This window comes from Rhizobium sp. N621, from assembly GCF_001664325.1.
Taxonomy (GTDB): domain Bacteria; phylum Pseudomonadota; class Alphaproteobacteria; order Rhizobiales; family Rhizobiaceae; genus Rhizobium; species Rhizobium esperanzae.
Genome location: NZ_CP013495.1, coordinates 1,958,116 through 1,978,304, shown reverse-complemented (window position 1 = coordinate 1,978,304; position 20,189 = coordinate 1,958,116). Strand labels below are relative to the sequence as shown.

Below are 20,189 nucleotides of genomic sequence, written 5' to 3'. Positions count from 1 at the left end.
ATCCGCCGCATGACCGATGAATTGTCCATTCGCGTAGAACGCTCCTTCACCGCGATTTCCCCGGAGAGCTGGTCCAGGCTTTCCGGGGCGTCGAAAGCTTGCAGCACGCTCGCCTATAATCCTTTCGTTTCGCACGCCTTTTTATCGTCGCTGGAAGAATCCGGCTCGGCCACGGCCGAAACCGGTTGGCTCGGCCACCATCTGTTACTCGAAACAGATGGTGGCGAGCTGATCGGCGCCCTGCCCGGCTACCTCAAGAGCCACAGCCAGGGCGAATATGTCTTCGACCACGGCTGGGCCGACGCCTTCGAGCGGGCCGGCGGGCGTTATTATCCCAAGCTGCAGTGCTCGATTCCATTTACACCCGCGATCGGCCCGCGTCTTCTCGTCGCCGAAGGGTTGCAGCGGCTGCCGATCCAGAGCGCGATCGCCGAAAGCCTCAAAGAGGTCGTGCGCCGGCTCGGCATCTCCTCGGCGCATATTACCTTCGTGCCTGATGAAGAGATCGGCGTCTTCGAGATGGATGGCTATCTGCACCGCACCGACCAGCAGTTCCATTTCATCAACGACGGCTATGCCAATCATGACGAGTTCCTCGAAACGCTCGCTTCGCGCAAACGCAAGGCATTGCGCAAGGAGCGCCGCGCCGCGCTCGAAAACGGCATCAGCATCGACTGGCTGACGGGGCGCGATCTGACGGAGCGGATCTGGGACCAGTTCTTCAAATTCTACATGGATACCGGCGGCCGCAAATGGGGCCGGCCCTATCTCACCCGCAAATTCTACTCGCTGATCGGCGAGCGCATGGCCGACGATATCCTGCTCGTCATGGCCAAGCGCGACGGGCGCTATATCGCCGGCGCGATCAATTTCATCGGCGGCGATACGCTCTACGGCCGTCACTGGGGCTGCATCGAGGACCACCCGTTTCTGCATTTCGAGGTCTGCTATCACCAGGCGATCGACTTCGCCCTGGCGAAGGGGTTGAAACGGGTCGAGGCCGGCGCCCAGGGCGAACATAAGCTCGCTCGCGGCTACCTGCCGGTGACGACGCATTCCGCCCATTATGTCGCCCATGCCGGGCTGCGCCGCGCGATCGGCGATTATCTCGCGCGCGAGCGCGCCGATGTCGAACAGATGAGTGAATTGCTGAGTGAGCACAGCCCCTTTCGCAAGGGTGAGCGTCAGCAGGAGGATTGACGCGGCCCCGGCGAGCGCGCTACCCGATCAAATGGAACGTGAGGAGATTTTGCGATGACCAGCGCCTATGACGACAACAATATCTTCGCCAAGATCCTGCGCGGCGAAATTCCCTCGCACCGAATCTTCGAGGACCAGCATACGGTGGCGTTCATGGATGTGATGCCGCAAGCGCCGGGCCACGTGCTCGTCGTTCCGAAGGCGCCTTCGCGCAATATCCTCGATGCCGATCCCGCCACCCTCGTCCATGCCATTACCGTCGTTCAAAAGGTCGCCCGGGCGGTCCAGGAAGTTTTCGACGCCGATGGCGTGTTCATCGCCCAGTTCAACGAACCGGCGGCTGGACAAACGGTGTTCCATCTGCATTTCCATATCATTCCCCGCCATGAGGGCGTGGCCCTCAGGCCGCATTCCGGCAAGATGGAAGACGGCGCTGTGCTTGCCGCCCATGCCGAAAAGATCCGGGCGGCCCTGGCGTAACACGGATCTCTGCCGACGAGGGGAAGCAAAAAAGGCCGCGGGTGACGCGGCCTTTTTTAATTCGGTGACGAGGTCTCACTTCTTGCGCGGAACCTTGGGAACCGTGCTTCCCTTCTTGGGGGCGTCGCGGACCTCGGGCTCGGCCTGCGGGACCGTCTTGGCGCGGGTCTTGCGGGCCGTCTTCGTTTTCAGCTCGCCATCATCCTCGTCGTCGGCTTCGGGATGCACGACCTCGGCTTCCGGCTTCGGCTTGATCGGCGCCGTATCCGGAATGGCTTCCAGCAGGATACCGGGCTTGCCGTCTTCCTTCGGGCCGACGGTGACGTTGACGACGCCGCCCTTCTTCAGCTTGCCGAAGAGGATTTCGTTGGCGAGCGGCTTCTTGATCGTGTCCTGGATCACCCGGGCCAGCGGGCGGGCGCCCATCTTCTCGTCGTAACCCTTTTCTGCGAGCCAGGCGATCGCATCCTCGTGCAGGTCGAAGGTGACATTCCTTTCGGAAAGCTGGGCCTCCAGCTGCATGATGAACTTCTGCACGACCTTGTGAATGACCGCCGTCGGCAGCGCCGCGAACGGAATGATCGCGTCGAGACGGTTGCGGAATTCCGGCGTGAAGAGACGGGTCAGCGCTTCCTCGTCCTCGCCGGTGCGCTTGGACGAGCCGAAGCCGATCGCGGCCTTGGCCATTTCGGAGGCGCCCGCATTCGTCGTCATGATCAGGATGACGTTGCGGAAGTCGATCTTCTTGCCGTTATGGTCGGTCAGCGTGCCGTGGTCCATAACCTGCAGCAGGATATTGTAGATATCCGGATGCGCCTTCTCGATTTCGTCGAGCAGGACCACGCAATGGGGATGCTGATCGACGCCATCGGTCAGGAGACCGCCCTGGTCGAAGCCGACATAGCCGGGAGGTGCGCCGAGCAAACGCGAGACCGTGTGCCGCTCCATATATTCCGACATGTCGAAGCGCAGGAGCTCGACGCCGAGCGACGCAGCCAGCTGCTTTGCCACCTCGGTCTTGCCCACACCGGTCGGACCGGAGAAGACATAGGCGCCGATCGGCTTGTTCGGCTCGCGCAGGCCGGCACGCGCCAGCTTGATCGAGGTCGAAAGCGCTTCGATCGCGATGTCCTGTCCGTAGACCACCGAACGCAGTTCCTGCTCGAGATTGGCAAGCACCGCCTCGTCGTCCTTGGAGACGGTCTTCGGCGGAATGCGGGCCATCGTCGCGATCGTCGCCTCGATCTCCTTTTCGGTGATCAGCTTGCGGCGCTTCGACGGCGGCAACAGCATCTGGGCCGCACCCGTTTCGTCGATCACGTCGATCGCCTTATCAGGCAGCTTGCGGTCGGAGATGTAGCGGGCCGAGAGTTCGACGGCCGACTTGATGGCATCGTTCGAATAGCGCAGGTGGTGATACTCTTCGAAATAGGGCTTCAGGCCCTTCATGATCTCGATCGCATCATTGATCGACGGCTCGCTGACGTCGATCTTCTGGAAACGACGCACCAGCGCCCGGTCCTTCTCGAAGAACTGGCGGTATTCCTTGTAGGTGGTCGAACCGATGCAGCGGATGGCGCCCGACGACAGGGCCGGCTTCAAGAGGTTCGATGCATCCATCGCCCCGCCCGAGGTGGCGCCGGCGCCGATCACTGTATGGATCTCGTCGATGAAGAGGACGGCGCCCGGATATTCTTCCAGCTCCTTGACGACCTGCTTCAGACGTTCCTCGAAATCGCCGCGGTAGCGTGTGCCGGCAAGCAGCGTGCCCATGTCGAGCGAGAAGATCGTAGCATCGGCGAGCGCCTCGGGAACCTTGCCTTCGACGATGCGCTTGGCAAGACCTTCGGCGATCGCCGTCTTGCCGACCCCGGGATCACCGACGTAGAGCGGATTATTTTTCGAACGGCGGCACAGGATCTGGATGGTGCGGCTGACCTCGGCATGACGGCCGATCAGCGGGTCGATCTTGCCGCCCTTGGCCTTCTCATTGAGATTGACGCAATAGGCTTTAAGCGCATCCTGCTGCTTCTTGGGCCCGCCCTCTTCCTCGCCGCCGCGCGCCGTCGGCTTGCTCTCGGCCTCTTCCTCGGCGCCGCGCGGAGTGCGGGTCTCCGACGCGCCCGGCCGCTTGCCGATGCCGTGGGAGATGTAGTTGACGGCATCGTAGCGGGTCATCTCCTGCTCCTGCAGGAAATAGGCGGCATGGCTTTCGCGCTCGGCGAAGATCGCAACGAGCACGTTGGCGCCGGTCACTTCCTCGCGGCCAGATGACTGCACATGGATAACGGCCCGCTGGATGACGCGCTGGAAGCCGGAGGTCGGCTTCGAATCCTCGTCGTAACCCGTGATCAGATTGGAAAGTTCGTTATCGACATATTCGACGAGCGTCTTGCGCAGCGCATCGAGATCGACATTGCAGGCGCCCATGACCGCGGCCGCATCGGCGTCGTCGATCAGTGCGAGCAGCAAATGCTCGAGCGTCGCATATTCATGATGCCGCTCGTTGGCAAAGGTCAGTGCCTGATGGAGCGCCTTCTCTAAGCTAGGCGAAAATGTTGGCACGTTCAGATCCTCACTTCTTTTCCATGACGCATTGCAGCGGATGCTGGTGCTGCCGGGCGAAGTCCATCACCTGGCTGACCTTCGTTTCCGCTACCTCGTATGTGAATATTCCGCACTCGCCGACGCCGTGATTGTGGACATGGAGCATGATGCGGGTGGCACTTTCACGGTCCTTCTGAAAAAAACGCTCCAGAATATGAATGACGAATTCCATGGGCGTATAATCGTCATTCAAAAGCAGCACGCGATAGAGGTTGGGCTTCTTGGTCTTTGGCTTGGTGCGCGTGATGACCGAGGTTCCGCGATTTCCGTTGTCCCCGTTCCTTTCGCTGTCGTTCTGCATCCGGATCGGCTTTGCGATCATTGTCATTCATTCCTCGATCAATCCGGCGGAGCATGGGAGGGTGCTTTTCCCGCCGAATATCTGAAACACTAACTTAGTTCATAATGGGCCGATTTTAAGCCCCCTGTCAGACACTGCAATCAAGAAATGCCGGCATGCACGGGAAAGACCAAAAAAGTCCCCGGGGCCGATCCGAGCGGACGCTGTGGCGAAGGTGGAAACAAAAAAGACCGGCTACAGATGCGTAGCCGGTCCCGGTATTTCAATATGTCGCGCAGGTTGCGCCGGCGCAATCAACTCATGCGGCGGCAGGCGTTGCCGCCGGCGCCTGCCTGCCCGTCTTGGCGACGGCAGCGGCGATCGGAGCCTCGTAAGGCTTATAGGCAGACTTGGCGAGATCGGCGTACATTTCGCCGAGCTTGGTGGCTTCGGAAACGAAGCTCTCATAGCTGGACTTGACGTAGCTGGTCTGCAGTTCGAACACGGCCTCGAAGCTCTTTGCCCCGGCCAGCGTTTCGAAATGCGTCACCGCATCCTGAAAGGACTTCTTCGAATAATCAGCAGCTTCGGCGGCGATTGCCTGAAAGCCCCTCGCCGTATCGGAATAGGTTCTCAACGCCGTATCGACGGCTTCCTTGCTCTTCCTGTTTGCTTCGTCAAAGTTGAACATGGCCGTCCTCCGTTGGGCTGTTGGATGGCGGCAGGGTAGCCGCAACGCACAAATAGTCAAGTAGTCTTGTGCGGCGCAAAACATCTCCAGGTTGCGCTACAGTGATAAGACAAAGCGGGCGCGCCTGTGAACGTACCTCTTTAACGGTTTTTGCTAATATATATCACAATGCCACAACCACGCGTTTTAAAAAAAATTTGATTCGGCAGCAAAAAAAACAAAAAAGACCGGGCGGATGCGCCGCCCGGTCCACTTCAAGTTCTCATGCGCGATCAAAGATCGACGTCGAGGATCGCCATCGAAAAGTTGTAGGAGCGATCGCCGTCTTCGTCGTCGACATAGACGACGCCCAGAAATTCTTCGCCGAGATACACTTCCGCGGAATCGTTCTTGCGCGGACGCGCCTTGACGATGATCTGCGGGTTGAACATGCGCTTGAAATAGGCGTCGAGCTTCTTGATTTCTTCAGGCTTCACTCTGTCATCTCCGTAAGCGGTCTTGATTGGCCGCTTCTTGCACAGGAAAAGCAGCGGTGTAAAGGCGGGCTGCTGCTTGGGCAGTGGCTGTCCCCGCTCGGTTCCTGCCGGTTTTCCTTTCCTTTCGAACAGGCGCTCAGATATCGGCGCCGATCACCTGGTCCATGTTGCGCGACGGTTCGGAACAACCGGCCTCGCCGACGACCTTGGCCGGCACGCCTGCGACCGTCTTCTTGGGGGGCACCGCCTTCAGCACGACAGAGCCAGCGGCGACGCGCGAGCAGTAGCCGATCTCGATATTGCCGAGGATCTTGGCGCCGGCGCCGATCATGACGCCGCTGCCGATCTTCGGGTGGCGATCGGCGCCCTCCTTGCCGGTGCCGCCGAGCGTCACGCCGTGCAAGATCGAGACATTGTCGCCGATGACGGCCGTCTCGCCGACGACGAGGCCGGTGGCGTGATCGAGGAAGATGCCCTTGCCGATACGCGCGGCCGGATTGATGTCGGTCTGGAAGACGCTGGAGGAGCGGCTCTGCAGGTACAGCGCGAAATCACGCCGGCCACGGTTCAACAGCCAGTGGGCGAGACGATGCGTCTGCAGCGCATGAAAGCCCTTGAAATAAAGCACCGCTTCCATGAAGCGCAGGCAGGCGGGATCGCGGTCGTAGATTGCCTGGATATCGACGCGCAGGATCGAGCTCCACTCCGGCCAGTCGAGCAGCATTTCCTCGAAGGTCTGACGCAGCAGGTTCGCCTGCATATCCGGATGATCGAGACGTTCGCAGATGCGGTGGATGACGCATTCCTCAAGCGAATGGTAATTGATAACCGTCGAGTAGAGGAAGGCGGCGAGAACCGGATCCTTTTCGGCCGCGATCCGTGCTTCCTCGCGCAGGCTGTCCCAGATGGGATCCATCACTTTCAGCGGATGGCCGGTCTCAAAAGCACGGATATCTGTCTTGGCGACCATCGCCGCTCTCCTCGTTGCCAGCCGGAATGCCGTTTTCGGAATACCGATATATAGAGGAAAACGGCAATAACATAAATGGGTGCCGTCGCCATGGTTTTTTAGCATGGTTTTTCGGCATCACGATGATGTCACCGCTCGGCGACCCTTGCGTAGAAGGCCAGCACCGCCAGCTTGAAAACCTTATCGCCGACGGCGAGCATATGATCGCGGCCGGGAATATCGAGCGCTTCGGCCTCGGGCATCAGGGCAGCCAGTTCCTGCGGCGAGCCGGCGATATCGTCCTTGGTGCCGACGCCGATCAGGGTCGGCATGTCGAGCTTGCCCATATCGGAGCGAGCGACGAGGTCGCGCGAGCCGCGGATGCAGGCGGCAAGCGCAGTGCGGTCGCTCTTAGTCTGTTCGGCGAAGGCGCGGAACATGCGGCCGCGCTCATGCGTCACGACCTCCAGCGACGGAGCCAGCAGCGCATCGGCGATCGGGTCCCAGTCGCCGACCCCGTCGGTCATGCCGATGCCGAGGCCGCCGAGCACCAGCGAGCGGACGCGGTGCGGATTGGCGAGTGCTGCAAAAACGGAAATGCGCGCGCCCATCGAATAGCCCATGAGATTGGCCTCAGGGATGCCGAGATGATCGAGCAAGGCGATCGCATCGCCGGCCATGACCCAGGGGCGATAGGCTTCGGCATCGTGCGGCTTGTCGCTCGCGCCATGGCCGCGATTGTCGATGGCGATCACCCGATAGCCGGCATCTCCCAACGTCTTCAACCAGCCCGGATGCACCCAATTGACGTTCGCCGTCGAGGCAAAACCATGGATCAGCAGGACAGGCACGCCGGACGGGTCGCCCTCATCGAAAAAGGCGATCTCCAATCCGTCATGAGTGAAGCTTGAAAATGCAGGTGTATTCAGGTTCATCGGGCCTTCCTTTTGGCGCGACCATAGTCGAGCCGCCTCTCGGCGTGAAGCCAAAATAGTGGGTAAAAACTGTGTCCGGAGCGGCGCTTTGGCTCTACACATTTGCGGCGAAGGCTTATAAGGTCCGCGCACTTTCAAAGCATTCGGAGAGCGACATGGCCGGCCATAACATTCCCCACTTCCAGAACGACGGCGGTCATCGCGTCATCGAAGTCGGCGTCAAGGAATTCATGTGCACCGGCGCATCGGTTCCGTTCGACCATCCGCATATCTTCATCGACATGGGCGACGACAACGAGAAGGTCTGTTCCTACTGCTCGACGCTTTACCGCTATAATCCTTCTCTCAAGCCGAGCCAGACCAATCCGGCCGGCTGCGTTTTCCACGTGAAGGCGGCGTAAACCGTCCAGAATCCGGATCGGACTTGATAATGCCGGTCGAACATGCCGCCATCATCGGCGCCGGTATTGCCGGGCTGACCGCTGCGCTTTCGCTTTCGCGGCGGGGCATCAGCTCGGAGATTTTCGAGCAGGCGGATGAACTCGCCGAGGTCGGCGCAGGATTGCAGGTTTCGCCGAACGCCTCCCGCATCCTGGCAGAACTCGGCGTCCTCGAGGGACTTTCAAAAGTATGGCTCGAACCGGAGGCGATCCGGCTGATGTCAGGCGGTTCGCTGCGCCAGCTTGCGGCCGTGCCGGCCGGCAAATTCGCGCGGCAGCGCTGGGGGGCACCCTATGGCGTGCTGCACCGCGCCACATTGCAGAATGCGCTTCTCACCGTAGTCGAAGCCGATCCGCTCTGCCGGCTTCATCTCGGCGCGCGAATGGAATCGAATTCGCCACCTGTCGAACGGGCCGCCGATGTGGTCATTGGCGCGGACGGCGTCTGGTCGAAACTCCGGCACTCCATACCCGGCAGCCCCTCACCGCGCTTTTCCGGCAACATCGCCTACCGCTTCACCATTGCCGAAGACGAGGCGCCGGGTTTTCTCGACCGGACAAGCGTTTCGGCCTTTCTCGGCGGATCGGCGCATCTTGTCTGCTATCCGCTGAAAGAGACCGGCAGCATCAACATGGTGGCGATCACCGCCGGCAATGCCGCGCCGCAGGCTTGGGGGAACGAGCCGACGGCAGAGCAGCGCGCGCGGCTCCGGGCGCAGCTTTCCGGTTGGAACAGCGCGATCATGTCGCTGCTCGAAAAACAGCCGAAGCTGACGTTCTGGCCGCTCTTCGAAACCACGTCGGGCGCGTGGCAGGACGGCCGCGAGACGGTTCTGATCGGCGACGCCGCGCATGCGATGATGCCCTTTGCCGCCCAGGGAGCGGCCATGGCGATCGAAGACGCCTACGAACTTGCCGCGGTTCTTTCAAACCGTCCGGTGGCGGAAGCACTGGCGCTCTTTGAAAGGCATCGTGCGCCGCGCATTGCAAAGCTTCGCCAGCGCGGCGCCTTCAACAAATTTGCCTATCATGCGAAGGGGCCGATCCGGATCGGCCGTGATCTGGTGCTCGGCCTCAAGCCGCCGCAAAGCCTGGCGGCCGATCTCGACTGGATCTACGGCTACCGGGCTCGGAGCACGCTGTAAGGCGCCGCAAGCGGCCGCAGCCCCTAAAGCGCATCGCGATCTTTCAGATCCGCTCATTGCGCTTTAGGTATTTGTTCTACGCATTCGTTGCCGCAAAACCGCTGCACATTTTTGCGCGACATACTTTAGCCGCAACTGCTCAGACGGCGCTTGCCGCCGCGAAACCCCGTTCGATATCGGCCTTGAGGTCGGCCACATCTTCTAGGCCGATCTGCAGGCGGATGACCGGCCCCTCCTTCGGCGCCTTGGCGACCTTGCGGTCGTTCAGATTGGCCTGTAGCGCGAGGCTTTCAAAGCCTCCCCAGGAATAGCCGAGACCGAAAATCCTGAGCGCGTCGAGGAAGGCGTGGGCCTTCGCCTTGAATTTCTGGGGGCTCTCCACGGCAAGCACGAAGGAAAAGATACCGCTGGCGCCCGTAAAATCGCGTTTCCAGATAGTGTGAGAGGGGAAACTCGGCAGCGCCGGATGCAGCACGCGGGCGACATCCTCCCTGCCCTCCAGCCATTCGGCGATATCAAGCGCGCTTTGATAATGGCGCTCGAGGCGCAGGCCCATGCTGCGCAGTCCGCGCAGGATCTGATAGGCATCGTCGGGCGCGCCACAGATACCGAGCACGCCGTTCGCCTCCTTCAGCCGCTCCCAGTGCTCGGCATTGGCCGACACCGTTCCGAGCAGGATGTCGGAATGGCCGGATGGATATTTGGTCGCTGCATGGATGGAGATGTCGACGCCGTGATCGAGCGGCCGGAAATAGAGCGGCGTCGCCCAGGTATTGTCCATCATGACGACGGCGCCATGGCGATGGGCGACCGCCGAGATCGCCGGAATATCCTGCATTTCGAAGGTATTGGAACCGGGAGCCTCGGTATGGACGAGCCTGGTGTTCGGCCGGAACAGCGTCTCGATGCCGCTGCCGATCGCCGGATCGTAATATTCCACCTCGACGCCGAGCCGCTTCAGCATCGTATCGCAGAAATGGCGGGTCGGGCCATAAACCGAATCGACGACGAGTGCGTGATCGCCGGCGGCGACGAACCCCAGGAACGGAATGGTGACGGCCGCCAGCCCGGAGGGGACGAGGATCGTGCCGGCAGAACCTTCGAGCGCATCGATCGCCTCGCAGAGCGCGTCCGTCGTCGGTGTGCCGCGCGTTCCATAGGTGTATTTCTGCGAGCGCGTGTCCATCGTCGCCGCATTCGGAAACAGGACCGTCGAGGCATGCACGACCGGCGGATTGACGAAGCCGTGATAGTCGAAGGGGTCGTTGCCGATATGGGTCAGGCGGGTGTTGATGCCGGCGGTCTGCAGCAAGCTGTCTTTGTCTTTCATGTCGGAAATAGCCTTTGGCGAGGGGCGCAAAACCAGACTTTTGGACGCCTCGACCGGTCCGGTCAACCCCTCGAGGAGGGGGACACCAGTCGCGAGGTTTTTCTAAATTCGCGTTATTTTTCCGCAATTGGGCGCTCATTTCCTAGCCAACCGCCTTCGAATGTGGCGCAATCCGGCAAAATGCTGAATTTTGCCGCAATTATTGATGGCGACACTTGACCATGGTGACATTTGCGACTGTGATAGGGTACTCGCGCCGGGAGGGTGTCGAGACGATGGGGGTGGCAGAGTTTTCCGCCGGAACGCCCCACAAGAAAATATAATACAACGGAAAAGGTTGGGAAAAAAATGAAGAACAAGCTTCTGTCCGCCGCGATCGGCGCAGCAGTTTTCGCTCTTGGCGCCTCGGCTGCTTCGGCCACGACTCTCGGTGATGTAAAGGCAAAGGGTTTCATTCAGTGCGGCGTCAACACCGGTCTCGCCGGCTTCGCAGCGCCTGACGCTTCCGGCAACTGGGCGGGCTTCGACGTCGACTTCTGCAAGGCTGTCGCTTCGGCCGTGTTCGGCGACCCCACCAAGGTGAAGTTCACGCCGCTCAGCGCCGCCAATCGCTTCCCTGCCCTGCAGTCGGGCGAAATCGACGTCCTCGCCCGCAATACGACCTGGTCGATCAACCGCGATACGGCACTCGGCCTGAACTTCCGTTTCGTCAACTATTATGACGGCCAGGGCTTCATGGTCCGCAAGAGCCTGAACGTGAAGTCGGCATTGGAACTCTCCGGCGCATCCGTGTGCGTCCAGTCGGGCACGACCACCGAGCTCAACCTCGCCGATTATTTCAAGGCGAACAATCTTCAGTACAATCCGGTCGTCTTCGAAAAGCTGGACGAGGTCAACGCCGCCTATGATGCCGGCCGTTGCGACGTCTACACCACCGACCAGTCCGGTCTGTATTCGCTGCGCCTGACGCTGAAGAACCCGGACGAACACGCGATCCTGCCGGAAATCATCTCCAAGGAACCGCTCGCCCCGGCTGTTCGTCAGGGTGACGACCAGTGGTTCGATATCGTCAGCTGGGTCGGCTATGCCATGATAAATGCTGAAGAATTCGGCATCACGCAGGCCAATGTCGACGACATGAAGAACTCGCCGAACCCTGACATCAAGCGCTTCCTCGGCGTCGAGGCGGATACCAAGATCGGCACCGATCTCGGTCTGACCAACGACTGGGCTTACAACATCGTCAAGAACGTCGGCAATTACGGCGAAGTCTTCGAGCGTAACATCGGCCAGGGCAGCCCGCTCAAGATTGCGCGCGGCCTTAACGCCCTGTGGAACAAGGGCGGCATTCAGTACGCTCCGCCGGTTCGCTGAGCGGCATCACGCATGAAGCCGGAAAGGCGGGCGACCGCCTTTCCCCTCCAATAAAAAAGCTCCGAAAAGGAGCGTAATGGGGAATTGGCCAAGCATGACGCATCAGGCTTTGGATTCAACACGTGTATCCAGGAGCGGCTGGAGCCTTCAGTCCGCCCTCTACGACCCGACAATTCGGGGCATTTTCTTCCAGGTTCTCACCATCGTCCTGCTGGTCGTCTTCGTCTGGTGGGTCGCGCACAACACTGCCGTCAATCTGGCGCGCGCCAACATCGCGTCGGGCTTCGGTTTTCTGAACGGCCGTGCCGGGTTCGAGGTCGGTCAGTCGCTGATCGCTTATTCAAGCGATTCGACCTACGGCCGGGCGCTGGTCGTCGGCCTTCTGAATACGATCCTGATCGCCGTTACCGGCATCATCACCGCCACCATCATCGGCTTCATCATCGGCATCGGCCGCCTGTCGAGGAACTGGCTGATTGCCAAGCTGTGCACGGTCTACGTTGAAGTCTTCCGCAATATCCCGCCACTGCTTGTCATTTTCTTCTGGTATTCGGGCGTTCTGGCGGTTCTCCCGAATGCGCGCGAGTCACTGCATCTGCCGCTCGGGGCGTATCTGAACAACCGTGGGCTTTCTTTCCCCAAACCGATTTTCGGCGAGACTTTCTGGCTCGTCGGCGTCGCCTTCGTCGTCGCGATCATCGCCGTTATCGTCACGGTCCGATGGGCGCATCGCCGGCAGGCAGCGACAGGTCAGCCGTTCCATACGATCTGGGCTTCGATCGGCCTGCTGATCGGCCTGCCGCTGATCGTCTTCCTGGTCGCAGGCGCGCCGCTTTCCTTCGATTATCCGATCGCGGGCAAATTCAACCTCACCGGCGGCTCCGTCGTCGGGCCTGAATTCATGTCGCTCTTCCTGGCACTTTCCTTCTACACCGCTGCCTTCATCGCCGAAATCGTGCGCGCAGGCATTCGCGGTGTGCCGAAGGGACAGACCGAAGCTGCGGCCGCACTCGGGCTTCACCCCTCGTCGATCACCCGGCTGGTCGTCATTCCGCAGGCCTTCCGCATCATCATTCCGCCGCTGAGCAGCCAGTATCTCAATCTGACCAAGAACTCGTCGTTGGCGATCGCCATCGGTTTTGCCGATCTCGTCGCCGTCGGCAGCACGACGCTGAACCAGACCGGTCAGGCTGTCGAGGTGATCCTCATCTGGATGGTCATTTACCTCAGCCTCAGCGTCGTAACTTCGTTGTTGATGAACTGGTTCAATGCCAAGATGGCGCTGGTGGAGAGGTAAGATGAGCAACGCTTTCGTCAGAACCGCCATACTGGCGCCGGAACCGCCGCCCTCGGCAGAGAAAGGCCCGGTCGCTTGGATTCGGCGTAACCTGCTTGCGACGCCCAAGGACATGGTCCTAACCGTCCTGGCGCTGGTCTTTGTCGTTTGGGCCCTCCTGCACGCGCTCGACTGGCTCTTCGTGCAGGCGGTTTGGAGCGGCCCGGACCGCACCTTCTGCGCCACTGCCGTACAGGGTGGCATCCAACCGGATGGCTGGAGCGGTGCATGCTGGGCCTTCGTCAATGCCAAATTCGACCAGTTCATCTTTGGACGTTATCCGCTCGACGAGCGCTGGCGCCCGACGCTGGTCGGCATTCTTTTCGTACTCCTGTTGGTGCCGATGCTCATCCCTTCGGCGCCGCGTAAGGGCGTCAACGCCCTCCTGCTCTTCGGCGTGCTGCCGATCGTTTCCTTCTTTCTGCTTTACGGCGGATTTGGCCTGGAAATCGTCGAGACCCCACTCTGGGGCGGGCTGCTGGTGACGCTGGTGCTCTCTTTCGTCGGCATCGCCGTCTCCTTCCCTCTCGGCATCATCCTGGCGCTCGGAAGGCGCTCGCAGATGCCGGTCATCCGCACGTTCTGCGTCGTTTTCATCGAAGTCGTCCGCGGCGTGCCGCTGATTACCGTCCTGTTCATGGCGAGCGTCATGCTGCCGCTTTTCCTGCCGGCCGGCTGGACGGTAGACAAGCTCTTGCGCGCGATCATCGGGGTATCGATCTTCGCCTCCGCCTATATGGCGGAAGTCATCCGCGGCGGCCTGCAGGCTATTCCCAAGGGCCAGTTCGAGGGCGCGGATTCGCTCGGGTTGGGCTACTGGCAGAAGATGCGGTTGGTGATCATGCCGCAGGCAATCAAGCTGGTGATCCCCGGCATCGTCAACACCTTCATCGGCATGTTCAAGGACACCTCGCTGGTATCGATCATCAGTATGTTCGACCTTCTCGGCATCGTTCGCCTCAACTTCGTCGATCCGAACTGGGCAACCGCAGTAACGCCGCTGACGGGGCTGATATTCGCTGGCTTCGCCTTCTGGCTTTTCTGCTTCGGCATGTCGCGCTATTCAGCATTCATCGAACGTCACCTCGACACCGGCCACAAACGATAAGAATGAGGGAAATAATCATGGCTGAAGCTCCAGCTAAGAAGCTCACCGTTTCCGCAACGGAAGTGGCGATCGAAATCATCAACATGAACAAGTGGTACGGCGATTTCCACGTGCTGCGCGACATCAACCTGAAGGTCATGCGCGGCGAACGCATCGTCATCGCCGGCCCGTCCGGTTCGGGCAAATCGACGATGATCCGCTGCATCAACCGTCTCGAAGAGCACCAGAAGGGCCAGATCATCGTCGACGGCACCGAACTCACCAACGATCTGAAGAAGATCGACGAGGTGCGCCGCGAGGTCGGCATGGTATTCCAGCACTTCAACCTCTTCCCGCACCTGACGATCCTCGAAAATTGCACGCTAGCGCCGATCTGGGTGCGCAAGATGCCGAAGAAGCAGGCGGAAGAAATCGCCATGCACTTCCTGAAGCGGGTCAAGATCCCCGAACAGGCCAACAAATATCCGGGCCAGCTTTCCGGCGGTCAGCAGCAGCGCGTGGCCATCGCCCGGTCGCTCTGCATGAACCCGAAGATCATGCTGTTCGACGAGCCGACTTCGGCGCTCGATCCGGAAATGATCAAGGAGGTGCTCGACACCATGGTCGGCCTCGCGGAGGAAGGAATGACCATGCTCTGCGTCACCCACGAAATGGGTTTTGCCCGCCAGGTCGCCAACCGCGTCATCTTCATGGATCAGGGGCAGATCGTCGAGCAGAATTCGCCAGCCGAATTCTTCGACAATCCGCAGCACGAGCGCACCAAGCTGTTCCTCAGCCAAATCCTGCACTGACCCCGAATGCTGAACTTGTTGGAGGCCCGCCGCACCTTTTGGGTTCGGCGGGTCTTTCATGTTCAGCGGGCGGCGGCGGCCTGCAACAGATTGCAGACACCGGCAGGACGGGAATCGCCGCCGCCCGGCGGAAGGTGCGGGCCGATCTCCTGGATTGATCCATTGAGAGGCCGCCGCGCTGGCGGTCCCGGCCATGCCGAGAGCGGTTCAGCTTTTTCATGGAAGCGCAGAACCGCTCTAAGTTTTTGTTTTTACCCAATTCCGGGACGGAAACCGTTTCACACTTTTCCTGGAATTGCTCCAGCACCCCATCCCTCTTGCCCGCAGGCGTTGAAACAAATAACCTCCCGCTCGATTACTTCGATGATCAACCAGAGGAGAACTAAACCAAATGAGATTGATGGCAGTCGTTGGCGTTGCACTTAGCCTGGGCTGTATTTCGGCCGCAGAATCTCCTTCAAACTATCAATCCTACAGCGGCGTACGGGTCGACACAGACCCTGCCCTCCTCTCTCGATACGACAAAGCTCTTCAGTGGTGCGTGCCGGAGGCAGGCTCATGGCGACGCGGGTCGCCGGATCCGCAGAGCCTGCACTATAACGCGGCGCTCAGAAATTGCCTCTACAGGCGCGGCTTTGTCGATCGAGGCGTCTACGCTTACCCCATCCCCAAGATTTACTTCGATCATTTCCTGGATCGCTGAGAAGAACCGAACGGTTCTAGTTTGCCATAGGACTTCAAAAGCCGGGAACACAAGCCCGGCTGTATCGGTGTGGCTTGTCGACGGCGGCCGCATATCAGCTTTTGGCGCTGTCGGATGGCCGGCCCTTGCCGTCCGGCATTTACCACGGGGATGGTGGAAGCTGCAGCGCGGCTTTCAGGGCAACCGGAGCAGCGGGATTGGACCGAGCTCCATAAGTGCGGGGATCGGGAGCTGCGGGATGGATGCGAACCTCAACCGACGGTCGACACCGCATGTACTTTCATGTCATCTCGAACTTCGTAGAACTTGCTGCCGTCGATATAGATAAAATGGCAGCTTGGCTTTTCGCCTTTGCCGGCAGAACAGGCCTTATCCCCCTTGAAGGTGAGTTTCGTTTTCACGTCGATCGTTTTGCCGCCGACATCGGCCTTGCCGGTAATGGTCCCCTTCTTCCAACTCCAAACGAGTTCGGCGGTCACAGGCTTTTCGAGATCGACAATCTCTACCTTCACATGCTTGCCATCAGCAAAAGCTTTGAACTCGTCCATAGTAGCCTTTTTGGCCCCTGCAGGAAGATCAACCGCGTAGGCATTCATTGCAGTTAGAAATGCAGCGGCGCTGATGCTCACAAAGATCGTTCTCATACTCGCCCCCTAAGAATTGACCAGGGAGGGTATACGTTGTCGACGGCAGCAGCATCCCACCTATTGCGGCTAGAGGCAGTATAGCGCAGATCGAACATATATAATCCCACGATATTTCAACTTTCTGGCGACATCCTCAGAATTTCTGTCTTTGTCTTGGCTGCAACGCACCACACGAAATAACCCACTTGCGATGATTACTTTGCCGTCTTGGGTAATATTATTCACGTCTGCGATGTATCAAAGATGATCTCCATAAAACTGCTTGCCGCCTGCATGACGACGTGACAGCCAAACCGAAATCGTCATGGCTCCGGTATCGGAAAGCCAGCCACGAAGAAGATGGATCTTTCCCTCGCTATACAACAACTGCGAGGCCGAGAGCGTCTGAACATCTCCGTGCCGTTCGATGTGCCGCCAAAGGACCCCGCGCCGCAATTGGGTTCGGCCGCCTCCACGCCAGATGAGGTGTCCGAGCAAATTTCCCTTGTAATCTAGCGATGTGACCCCGAGCCATGGATGAATTGCCCCGCCCACCTTCTCCAAAATGGCGGGGTTCGAGTTCAGGATTGTTCGGGATACGCCACCACCTGAGCGGTGTCTTTCGGCGCGATCACACGCATTCGATGCCGTTGCGCTGAGTATAGGCGTCCGCCAGAGCCTGCGCTTCGAAGGCGAATTTCACCTGCTGGCATGTGTCTGCGGAGGAGCGGTGTGCCCATTATCTAATCAGTCTTGAAAGCGACTCATGATCGAATCGAGCACCCCGGAGAGGGTGCTGGCCTTGCCACGGCCATGTCAATTAGCCCCAATCGTGAAGGCGAAGCTGCCAAAAATTGAAAAATTCAGAAAAAATGTTGATGCCGCCTTGGCGGCAGGATTCCAGTCACGTCCATCAGATTTTCCTAATCTTTTCAATGGGCGGGCGTCGCCCTGGTTGCAGAAAGAATAATTCGCGGGAAGCGAGATATATATTTTGTCCCAATTTGGGCGAATCGGATTTCCGCAAATATTTCAAAATGTAACTTGGGAGTGATCTGGATATTGTGGCAGCAATATGGCTATGTTTCTCAAGTACTTACTGTTTAGATGCTGTTGCGCCCTTCAGAACCTCGTCCTATAAACCCCGCCGCAAGACATGATTAACCACAAAATATTAGACAACGCTGAAGTTGAGGAACAAAACCATGACAACATACTACGTAGCTTCGAGCAGCAGCGGCGGCGGTAACGGCAGTGCCTCCTCTCCTTTTCGCACGATCAGTGAGGCGATGGCTTCGAACCTTAAGCCTGGCGACGAGGTCGTGGTGAAACCGGGGACGTACAACGAGAGCATCAACATCGACAAGGACGGCTCGGCGGCAGCCGACATCACGCTGCGCTCGGAAGTGCCCGGCGGGGCGCTGATCCGGGCCCCCGCGGGCTCCTGGAACGCGATCAGTGTCAACGCCAACCACGTGGTCGTCGACGGCTTTGATATCAGCGGCGCCAGCGGCGACGGCATCGAAGCGAGCGGTGTCCACCACGTCCAGATCCTCAATAACAAGGTCCACGGCAACGGGGAGTCGGGCATCCAGTTCAACCAGTCGGACTTCATCCACGTCGAAGGCAACGAGACCTATAATAACGCGTCGTCGGGCTGGTTCTCGGGCATCTCGCTCTACGAGAACCGGAACATCACCGGTGATACCTCGACGGATGGCTACCGGAACATCGTGCGCAACAACATCTCGCACGACAACGTCACAAAGTCTGGTGAACACACCGACGGCAACGGCATCATCATCGACGATTTCCAGAGCACGCAGGCGAGCGGTAATCCGAACTACACGTTCAAGACCCTGGTCGACAACAACCTCGTCTACGGGAACGGCGGCAAAGGCATTCAGGTTACCTGGAGCGACTCCGTCACCGTGAAGAACAATACCGCCTACCACAACAACCAGGACCCGCAGAACACCGGCACCTGGCGGGGCGAGCTGAGCAACTCGGCGTCGAGCAACAACACCTGGGTCAACAACGTCGCCGTAGCCGACCCGTCGCTGAACAAGAACAATACTGCGATCGATAATACGTCGACCGACGCCTACACCAACAAAAACGTCGTCTGGGCCAACAACATCACCTACAACGGCACGGCCGGCCAGGCCTCGGTTAAAACCGATGGCGGCAACGCGATGCCTAGCTCGGCGGACGGCAACAAGCTCGGCGTTGACCCGAAATTCGTGGGGGCATCGAGCGACGACTTCCACCTCGGCTCCGGCTCGGCGGCGGTTGACAGCGGAACCACCAAGTACGGCGTCAGCTCGGTCGATCTGGACGGCGACGCGCGCGTCGTAGGAACTGTTGATATGGGTGCTTACGAATCCGGCTCCGCCCCGGCATCGGGAACACCGACCGCACCAACGCAACCGACAACGCCAACCACCGGTACGCCGACTACGGAGACGCCCACTACGGAAACGCCCACCACGGGAACGCCCACCACGGGGACGCCGACCACGGGGACGCCGACCACGGGAACGCCAACTACGCCGACTACGGAGACCCCCACCACGGGAACGCCAACCACAACCACGAAGCTGTACACCGGCACCAACGGCAATGACATCATGCCGCACACCGGTCAGTCCAACGGCGGCAACGAAACCTTCAAGGGTCTCGCCGGTAATGACATGTTGAAGGGCGGCGCCGGCGCGGACGTGCTCGACGGCGGCAATGGCAACGACACCGCCAGCTATGCGGGCTCCAGCGCGGGGGTCCACGTCGACTTGGCGACTAAGGTAGCATCGGGCGGGCACGCCACCGGTGACAAGCTCGTCAGCATCGAAAACGTGACCGGCTCCAGCTACGACGACGTGCTGACCGGCGGCAATAACGGCGGCAACGTTCTCAATGGCGGGGCCGGCGCGGACAAGCTGAACGGCGGCGCCGGCGCAGACGTCATCATTGGCGGTGCCGGGAAGGACATCATGACCGGCGGCACCAGCTCGGATACGTTTGCCTTCAAAACGGCGACGGAAACTGGGTCCGGCTCGAACCGCGACGTCATCACCGACTTCCAGCATGGCGTCGATAAGATCGACCTCTCGGCGATCGATGCGAATGGATCTGCGCAGGGCGATGCAGCCTTCCATTTCCAGGCGCAGGAGAATGCCTTGTTCGACAAGAAGGCTGGCGCGCTCGCGTGGCACTACGAGGACGACCATACCGTTATCCAGGCCGACTTGAACGGCGACGGCGTTCACGACTTCGAGATTCAGCTGCAGGGCCACGTCCAGCTGGGGGCAGGCGATTTTCTCCTGTAATCATACCCGTTGCGGCGGTCGCCCGACCGCCGCAACAATCGTGCCAACGAGGGCGGAGTAAAATCCGCCACACAGCACGCAAACTTCGGTTACTTCAGCGCGTGGATGAGCAAGCTGGGAGGGCGTAGCCCGAGCGGCGATCCCCTCCGCGCGCTGTCATTTTCGGCCGGTGTCGGCCGGCCTTTCCGGTGCCGCTTTGCGCGAGGCGATAGCGGTCCCCGTACATCTCGCGATTTTTGACGCGGTCGAGTGGAGCGCCGGTCAGGCGCCCAAGGCGCCGGCCTTGGACCGTCGACGGTATCGCGGAATAGCCAACTGTTTCTGGCTGTGGCAATAACTCGGATGTCGCGTTTCAGAATGTTATTATCGGTCGGCATCCTGCCATGGCAGCC

Annotated in this window: 19 protein-coding genes and 1 pseudogene; 11 read left to right on the top strand and 9 right to left on the bottom strand. The window is 59.8% G+C overall.

The annotated features are described in order from the left end of the window. Nucleotides 1–9: 9 nt before the first annotated feature. Nucleotides 10–1,200: a GNAT family N-acetyltransferase gene (locus AMK00_RS09660; protein WP_064810236.1), complete on the top strand. Its 1,191-nt coding sequence runs from the start codon at nucleotides 10–12 to the stop codon at nucleotides 1,198–1,200. Nucleotides 1,201–1,254: 54 nt separating this feature from the next. After that, on the top strand, nucleotides 1,255–1,680 hold the full coding sequence (locus AMK00_RS09655; protein WP_064802258.1) for an HIT family protein: 426 nt from the start codon (nucleotides 1,255–1,257) through the stop codon (nucleotides 1,678–1,680). A 75-nt stretch (nucleotides 1,681–1,755) separates the two neighbouring features. Here AMK00_RS09655 and clpA read toward each other — a convergent pair whose 3' ends face one another. The 6 genes from clpA to AMK00_RS09625 all read right to left on the bottom strand — a co-directional run bounded on the left by clpA (nucleotide 1,756) and on the right by AMK00_RS09625 (nucleotide 7,618). Then, nucleotides 1,756–4,245 (bottom strand): ATP-dependent Clp protease ATP-binding subunit ClpA, encoded by a 2,490-nt coding sequence (gene clpA, locus AMK00_RS09650; RefSeq protein WP_064802257.1) that lies wholly within the window; start codon nucleotides 4,243–4,245, stop codon nucleotides 1,756–1,758. 10 nt (nucleotides 4,246–4,255) lie between these two features. After that, complete coding sequence (gene clpS, locus AMK00_RS09645) at nucleotides 4,256–4,609, bottom strand: ATP-dependent Clp protease adapter ClpS (protein ID WP_008526939.1); 354 nt, start codon at nucleotides 4,607–4,609, stop codon at nucleotides 4,256–4,258. A gap of 277 nt (nucleotides 4,610–4,886) precedes the next feature. Beyond that, nucleotides 4,887–5,258: a phasin family protein gene (locus AMK00_RS09640; protein WP_064802255.1), complete on the bottom strand. Its 372-nt coding sequence runs from the start codon at nucleotides 5,256–5,258 to the stop codon at nucleotides 4,887–4,889. A 272-nt stretch (nucleotides 5,259–5,530) separates the two neighbouring features. Next, nucleotides 5,531–5,734 carry a DUF3126 family protein gene (locus AMK00_RS09635; RefSeq protein ID WP_011425185.1) on the bottom strand — a complete coding sequence of 68 codons (204 nt, stop codon included), beginning with the start codon at nucleotides 5,732–5,734 and terminating at the stop codon, nucleotides 5,531–5,533. Nucleotides 5,735–5,870: 136 nt separating this feature from the next. Then, nucleotides 5,871–6,704, bottom strand: coding sequence for a serine O-acetyltransferase (gene cysE, locus AMK00_RS09630; RefSeq protein ID WP_064709189.1), 834 nt, complete (start codon nucleotides 6,702–6,704; stop codon nucleotides 5,871–5,873). Nucleotides 6,705–6,832: 128 nt separating this feature from the next. Beyond that, the gene (locus AMK00_RS09625; protein WP_064802253.1) at nucleotides 6,833–7,618 is read right to left on the bottom strand and encodes an alpha/beta fold hydrolase; all 786 of its coding nucleotides are present in this window, start codon (nucleotides 7,616–7,618) and stop codon (nucleotides 6,833–6,835) included. A gap of 155 nt (nucleotides 7,619–7,773) precedes the next feature. Between AMK00_RS09625 and AMK00_RS09620 the strand changes: the two genes are divergently transcribed. After that, nucleotides 7,774–8,019 (top strand): zinc-finger domain-containing protein, encoded by a 246-nt coding sequence (locus AMK00_RS09620; protein WP_064802251.1) that lies wholly within the window; start codon nucleotides 7,774–7,776, stop codon nucleotides 8,017–8,019. Nucleotides 8,020–8,048: 29 nt separating this feature from the next. Next, nucleotides 8,049–9,203, top strand: coding sequence for an FAD-dependent monooxygenase (locus AMK00_RS09615; protein ID WP_064810235.1), 1,155 nt, complete (start codon nucleotides 8,049–8,051; stop codon nucleotides 9,201–9,203). Nucleotides 9,204–9,342: 139 nt separating this feature from the next. Here AMK00_RS09615 and AMK00_RS09610 read toward each other — a convergent pair whose 3' ends face one another. Further along, on the bottom strand, nucleotides 9,343–10,533 hold the full coding sequence (locus tag AMK00_RS09610) for a cystathionine beta-lyase (protein ID WP_064810234.1): 1,191 nt from the start codon (nucleotides 10,531–10,533) through the stop codon (nucleotides 9,343–9,345). Nucleotides 10,534–10,881: 348 nt separating this feature from the next. Between AMK00_RS09610 and AMK00_RS09605 the strand changes: the two genes are divergently transcribed. The 5 genes from AMK00_RS09605 (at nucleotide 10,882) to AMK00_RS30675 (ending at nucleotide 15,845) form a co-directional block, all read left to right on the top strand. Further along, nucleotides 10,882–11,907, top strand: a complete 1,026-nt coding sequence (locus AMK00_RS09605) for an amino acid ABC transporter substrate-binding protein (RefSeq protein ID WP_064802245.1) — start codon at nucleotides 10,882–10,884, stop codon at nucleotides 11,905–11,907. A 94-nt stretch (nucleotides 11,908–12,001) separates the two neighbouring features. Then, nucleotides 12,002–13,204, top strand: coding sequence for an amino acid ABC transporter permease (locus AMK00_RS09600; protein WP_064802243.1), 1,203 nt, complete (start codon nucleotides 12,002–12,004; stop codon nucleotides 13,202–13,204). 1 nt (nucleotide 13,205) lies between these two features. Further along, nucleotides 13,206–14,351: an amino acid ABC transporter permease gene (locus AMK00_RS09595; RefSeq protein ID WP_064810233.1), complete on the top strand. Its 1,146-nt coding sequence runs from the start codon at nucleotides 13,206–13,208 to the stop codon at nucleotides 14,349–14,351. A gap of 17 nt (nucleotides 14,352–14,368) precedes the next feature. Continuing rightward, on the top strand, nucleotides 14,369–15,142 hold the full coding sequence (locus tag AMK00_RS09590) for an amino acid ABC transporter ATP-binding protein (protein WP_038688615.1): 774 nt from the start codon (nucleotides 14,369–14,371) through the stop codon (nucleotides 15,140–15,142). 391 nt (nucleotides 15,143–15,533) lie between these two features. Next, nucleotides 15,534–15,845 carry a hypothetical protein gene (locus AMK00_RS30675; RefSeq protein ID WP_082240290.1) on the top strand — a complete coding sequence of 104 codons (312 nt, stop codon included), beginning with the start codon at nucleotides 15,534–15,536 and terminating at the stop codon, nucleotides 15,843–15,845. Between the two features lie 251 nt (nucleotides 15,846–16,096). On the opposite strand, the gene AMK00_RS09585 is transcribed toward AMK00_RS30675, so the two are convergent. Further along, nucleotides 16,097–16,489: a hypothetical protein gene (locus AMK00_RS09585; RefSeq protein WP_041678636.1), complete on the bottom strand. Its 393-nt coding sequence runs from the start codon at nucleotides 16,487–16,489 to the stop codon at nucleotides 16,097–16,099. 748 nt (nucleotides 16,490–17,237) lie between these two features. Between AMK00_RS09585 and AMK00_RS31870 the strand changes: the two genes are divergently transcribed. Next, the gene (locus AMK00_RS31870) at nucleotides 17,238–17,441 is read left to right on the top strand and encodes a hypothetical protein (RefSeq protein ID WP_123876194.1); all 204 of its coding nucleotides are present in this window, start codon (nucleotides 17,238–17,240) and stop codon (nucleotides 17,439–17,441) included. A 235-nt stretch (nucleotides 17,442–17,676) separates the two neighbouring features. Continuing rightward, nucleotides 17,677–19,797 carry a right-handed parallel beta-helix repeat-containing protein gene (locus tag AMK00_RS09580; protein WP_064810232.1) on the top strand — a complete coding sequence of 707 codons (2,121 nt, stop codon included), beginning with the start codon at nucleotides 17,677–17,679 and terminating at the stop codon, nucleotides 19,795–19,797. Between the two features lie 281 nt (nucleotides 19,798–20,078). On the opposite strand, the pseudogene AMK00_RS31865 reads toward AMK00_RS09580, so the two are convergent. Beyond that, nucleotides 20,079–20,180 (bottom strand): annotated as a pseudogene (locus tag AMK00_RS31865) (IS66 family transposase); the annotation flags it as partial. Nucleotides 20,181–20,189 lie beyond the last annotated feature (9 nt).

Bases quoted from the DNA above. Each gene is read 5' to 3' on its own strand.
- AMK00_RS09660 (WP_064810236.1), top strand. From the start codon at position 10: ATGACCGATGAATTGTCCATTCGCGTAGAACGCTCCTTCACCGCGATT.
- AMK00_RS09655 (WP_064802258.1), top strand. From the start codon at position 1,255: ATGACCAGCGCCTATGACGACAACAATATCTTCGCCAAGATCCTGCGC.
- clpS (WP_008526939.1), bottom strand. From the start codon at position 4,609: ATGATCGCAAAGCCGATCCGGATGCAGAACGACAGCGAAAGGAACGGG.
- AMK00_RS09640 (WP_064802255.1), bottom strand. From the start codon at position 5,258: ATGTTCAACTTTGACGAAGCAAACAGGAAGAGCAAGGAAGCCGTCGAT.
- cysE (WP_064709189.1), bottom strand. From the start codon at position 6,704: ATGGTCGCCAAGACAGATATCCGTGCTTTTGAGACCGGCCATCCGCTG.
- AMK00_RS09625 (WP_064802253.1), bottom strand. From the start codon at position 7,618: ATGAACCTGAATACACCTGCATTTTCAAGCTTCACTCATGACGGATTG.
- AMK00_RS09620 (WP_064802251.1), top strand. From the start codon at position 7,774: ATGGCCGGCCATAACATTCCCCACTTCCAGAACGACGGCGGTCATCGC.
- AMK00_RS09615 (WP_064810235.1), top strand. From the start codon at position 8,049: ATGCCGGTCGAACATGCCGCCATCATCGGCGCCGGTATTGCCGGGCTG.
- AMK00_RS09610 (WP_064810234.1), bottom strand. From the start codon at position 10,533: ATGAAAGACAAAGACAGCTTGCTGCAGACCGCCGGCATCAACACCCGC.
- AMK00_RS09605 (WP_064802245.1), top strand. From the start codon at position 10,882: ATGAAGAACAAGCTTCTGTCCGCCGCGATCGGCGCAGCAGTTTTCGCT.
- AMK00_RS09600 (WP_064802243.1), top strand. From the start codon at position 12,002: ATGACGCATCAGGCTTTGGATTCAACACGTGTATCCAGGAGCGGCTGG.
- AMK00_RS09595 (WP_064810233.1), top strand. From the start codon at position 13,206: ATGAGCAACGCTTTCGTCAGAACCGCCATACTGGCGCCGGAACCGCCG.
- AMK00_RS09590 (WP_038688615.1), top strand. From the start codon at position 14,369: ATGGCTGAAGCTCCAGCTAAGAAGCTCACCGTTTCCGCAACGGAAGTG.
- AMK00_RS30675 (WP_082240290.1), top strand. From the start codon at position 15,534: ATGAGATTGATGGCAGTCGTTGGCGTTGCACTTAGCCTGGGCTGTATT.
- AMK00_RS09585 (WP_041678636.1), bottom strand. From the start codon at position 16,489: ATGAGAACGATCTTTGTGAGCATCAGCGCCGCTGCATTTCTAACTGCA.
- AMK00_RS31870 (WP_123876194.1), top strand. From the start codon at position 17,238: ATGATCGAATCGAGCACCCCGGAGAGGGTGCTGGCCTTGCCACGGCCA.
- AMK00_RS09580 (WP_064810232.1), top strand. From the start codon at position 17,677: ATGACAACATACTACGTAGCTTCGAGCAGCAGCGGCGGCGGTAACGGC.